This is a genomic window from Soonwooa purpurea (genome assembly GCF_053891095.1).
On sequence record NZ_JBSSMA010000038.1, the window covers coordinates 1 to 3,392 of the forward strand.

The window sequence follows — 3,392 nt, forward strand, 5'->3', positions numbered from 1 at the left end:
GCTTTTTTCAACCACTTTATTTTTAATTATTTTGAATATACTCCAAAAATAAACCTCGCTTAAAAAGGCTTAAACGAGGTCATATATAATTTTATTTTGTTGAGTTTTGAGTTGTGCAACGGTTACCTATGTTAGCTGTAGTCTCTTTTTTTAGTTCTTTATTTGATAAATTCGGTTAAATTCCAAACCTTTTTCGTCGTAAAGTTTAAAAAAATCTTTCAATGTAAGATTTTCTATTAGTTTTGGTTTTCGTTTTGAAAATTGATAATCAGAAAGTAAATAGATAGTTTTTTTTGTTGAATTTTTCTGTGCAAGTTTTATCAAGTTTTTTAAATCAACTTCAAATTCCTGTAAAAATTTGAAATCATTTTTCACTTCGTTTTCCCAGTTAATTAAATTCCCAGCGAAAAATCCTTCATTTTGAGATTTTTTAAATTCAGAGTTTCCGAGATGAATAATTGTTCCTTTCAAGTTTTTCAAGAAATCATAAAATAAACCTCTATGACTTTCAATCTTATCGTTTTCAACTTGAATAGCGAACTTATAATTTTCTTCTTGGTAAATTGAATTATCTGAATCTATTGATATAATTTCTATTGACGGCATTTTTGGAGAGATTACAGCTAACGGAAAAAGGCTTTGCGAAGTGCGGGAATTCGAAGAACCAAAAGTTCAAGAATTCAGAAACGAAGCAAATGCTTTTTCAGATTGTCTAAATTAAGTAAAAAAAACAATATGAAAAGCAATTTGCGGAATAAATGGAGTAGAAGTTCAACTTTGACTTAAACCCCGCATTTTGCAAAACCTATGTTAGCAGAAGTTTTTTAATTCTTCAATATTATTCCCAGCCGTTTCCACAATAATTTCCTCACTAAACTCACGAGAATGTATTATTCCAATCCCACCTTCAGGTCTTAGTTCGTAACCATTTTCTAAACGTATTCTGTAATTAAAGTCTATTATATTAGAAATTCCTTTTTGTTCAAAATGTTTATGTATTTCGTTTTGATAGTTTTTGTAAATTTCAGTTGGAATTAATTCACCAGAAAGTACTCCCATAAACTCATCCAAAATTTCTAAATTTATAATTCCAATTATATCATCGTCAATAAGTAATTTTGCATTCATTTTGACACTATTTGATAATTTCTAAATCTGTAGTTAAAATCCACAATGAATTTTTTATAGGATTATGATTGAAAAGATTTAATTCATCTAAATTATTATCAAATAATACTAAAACTCTGTTCTCAAAATTTTCATTTTTAGTTTCAATAATATTTCCATTTTTTCCAATTAATTTCCAATAATTTTCTCTTTCATCTAGATCAGAATTATTTGAATTTTTGCCTAAAAATGATTTCAATTTAACTTTTTGATTTTCTAACATTGCTATGGGAAAAATTTCTGCTAACGAAAAAGTATTGGCGAAGTGCGGGCTTAATTTGAACGAAAGTTCAAGTTCAGACCAATCGTAGCCAATATTTTTTCAATGGAACTAAATTAATAAAAAATGTGGAATTGGAAAATATTGGCGGATAAATATTACAAAAGTTCAATTTAGGCTTAAACCCCGCATTTTGCCAATACATTGTTAGCCGCAGTTTTTATTATTTTTTATAGCTTTCTACTATATTTTTTATCGTTTCTATAAGTGATTTAGTATCTGAATTTATATAATAATTTTGTTCTTCAGATAAATTCAAATAATAAATAGCGCTTGCTAACACTTTTTCATTATCATATTGATTTTCATAAATTTTTGCAAAATCAGGTTCGTTTTTTTCATTAAAGAATATTGTAATTTTTCTTAACTCTGAATTTTTGTAATCTTTATATGTTTCGTCAATATAAATATGTTTTGTAACGTTATATTCGATTTTCAAAGTCTTTTTTGTTGCTTTATCAATAAAGTTATAGATGTTTACACCGCCTTTTCCATATATTTTTTCGTTAACATTCTTGATTTCTAAATCTCCTTCATTTCTCCAAACTTCAAAATTTAAAATTTTATTTTGTTCAATTGCATTCATCGGTTGGTAGTTATCAAGACTGTCAATTTGTTTATATTTTTCAATTTTATAATTTAATATTTTTTCTCCATTTTTCCATGGGTGTTTTACTTGTGAGAAAAAGTTTGAAAAAGATGTAAAAAAAATAATTATCGTTAATATTAAAAATCCTCTATTCATTACGGTTTTTATAAAATTGCGGCTAACGAAAAAGTATTTGCGAAGTGCGGGCTGGATTTAACTGAAAGTTCAATTCAGACAGAGCGAAGCCGATGCTTTTTCAGATTGTCTAAATTAAGAAAAAAAACAATATGAAAAGCAGCGGCGTATAAATTTGAAAAAAAGTTCAATTTAGCCTTAAACCCCGCATTTTGCCAATACAATGTTAGCTGTAGTTACTTATTTTGACCTGATTTTGGAATTTTTAACGATTCAAAATTTGCTAATTCATAAGAATTTTTATCATTACAAATTGTTTTTCCATTTTCATCTTTTTTTGCATCATATCTCCAAATATTTGTGGAATAGAATTTTAGAGGTATAACTCTTGAAAATTGCGCATTAAGTTCTGGAATATTTTCAAAAATATTTTTTAAATTTCCATAACAGATGATGAAGTCATTAATCTTATAATTATTTGAAATAGAATCTAATTTTGATTGATATGAAAGCGGATATTTTTTAGTAAAATAAAATTCACCTTCTCCTTTTCCTGATAAAAATATTTTTTCATCTTGAATACTAAAATCTTCTATAAAATCCCAATATTTATGATCTACGGTAATTGTAAATTTTAGAGAATCCGCAACGTTTTCAGTTTTTACATTCTTAATAATTCCTGTCCAGTTTAATAACTTATTTTTATTGATTTCGCTTTTAAAATTTTTAGCATCATTGGGAAGAAAGCATCTTGTGGATTGAGTATAGTATGTTTGTTCTATATTTATTGGTTTATACATTCTTGAACTAGGAGCCATCGGACAAGCACACAATATAAGTAAAATTGGTGACAAAAAAACTAATTTAATATATTTCATATTTTGGAAAATGTTTGTGATGTAATTACAGCTAACGAAAAAGTATTGGCGAAGTGCGGGCTTAATTTGAACGAAAGTTCAAGTTCAGACCAATCGTAGCCAATATTTTTTCAATGGAACTAAGTTAAACAAAAAAGTGGAATTGGAAAATATTGGCGGATAAATATTACAAACAGTTAAATTTAGCCTTAAACCCCGCATTTTGCCAATACAATGTTAGCTGCAGTTTTTTTTATTCTAGAGGTTTTATTAACGTAAAGGATTTTTTTGAGAATTTAAAAAACGTTCCATTATCTGTCCCATTCAAATTTTTTTCATTTGATTCAATCTTTCTTAATTCATT

Annotated in this window: 5 protein-coding genes; all 5 read right to left on the bottom strand. The window is 26.8% G+C overall.

Translation table 11 applies throughout. The features are described from left to right. Window positions 1-150: 150 nt before the first annotated feature. Entirely contained in the window at window positions 151-606 is a 456-nt protein-coding gene (locus tag ACVFVN_RS14475) for a hypothetical protein (protein WP_456235828.1), read from the bottom strand. 204 nt (window positions 607-810) lie between these two features. Next, window positions 811-1,128 carry a hypothetical protein gene (locus ACVFVN_RS14480; protein WP_456235829.1) on the bottom strand — a complete coding sequence of 106 codons (318 nt, stop codon included), beginning with the start codon at window positions 1,126-1,128 and terminating at the stop codon, window positions 811-813. A gap of 7 nt (window positions 1,129-1,135) precedes the next feature. After that, window positions 1,136-1,390: a hypothetical protein gene (locus ACVFVN_RS14485; protein WP_456235830.1), complete on the bottom strand. Its 255-nt coding sequence runs from the start codon at window positions 1,388-1,390 to the stop codon at window positions 1,136-1,138. A gap of 220 nt (window positions 1,391-1,610) precedes the next feature. Continuing rightward, window positions 1,611-2,192 (bottom strand): hypothetical protein, encoded by a 582-nt coding sequence (locus ACVFVN_RS14490; RefSeq protein WP_456235831.1) that lies wholly within the window; start codon window positions 2,190-2,192, stop codon window positions 1,611-1,613. A gap of 215 nt (window positions 2,193-2,407) precedes the next feature. Then, window positions 2,408-3,049 (bottom strand): hypothetical protein, encoded by a 642-nt coding sequence (locus ACVFVN_RS14495; RefSeq protein WP_456235832.1) that lies wholly within the window; start codon window positions 3,047-3,049, stop codon window positions 2,408-2,410. Between the last annotated feature and the right edge of the window lie 343 nt (window positions 3,050-3,392).

What these genes read in the sequence shown, in the direction of transcription:
- ACVFVN_RS14495 (WP_456235832.1), bottom strand. Translation starts at nt 3,049, where the DNA reads ATGAAATATATTAAATTAGTTTTTTTGTCACCAATTTTACTTATATTG.
- ACVFVN_RS14475 (WP_456235828.1), bottom strand. Translation starts at nt 606, where the DNA reads ATGCCGTCAATAGAAATTATATCAATAGATTCAGATAATTCAATTTAC.
- ACVFVN_RS14480 (WP_456235829.1), bottom strand. Translation starts at nt 1,128, where the DNA reads ATGAATGCAAAATTACTTATTGACGATGATATAATTGGAATTATAAAT.
- ACVFVN_RS14485 (WP_456235830.1), bottom strand. Translation starts at nt 1,390, where the DNA reads ATGTTAGAAAATCAAAAAGTTAAATTGAAATCATTTTTAGGCAAAAAT.
- ACVFVN_RS14490 (WP_456235831.1), bottom strand. Translation starts at nt 2,192, where the DNA reads ATGAATAGAGGATTTTTAATATTAACGATAATTATTTTTTTTACATCT.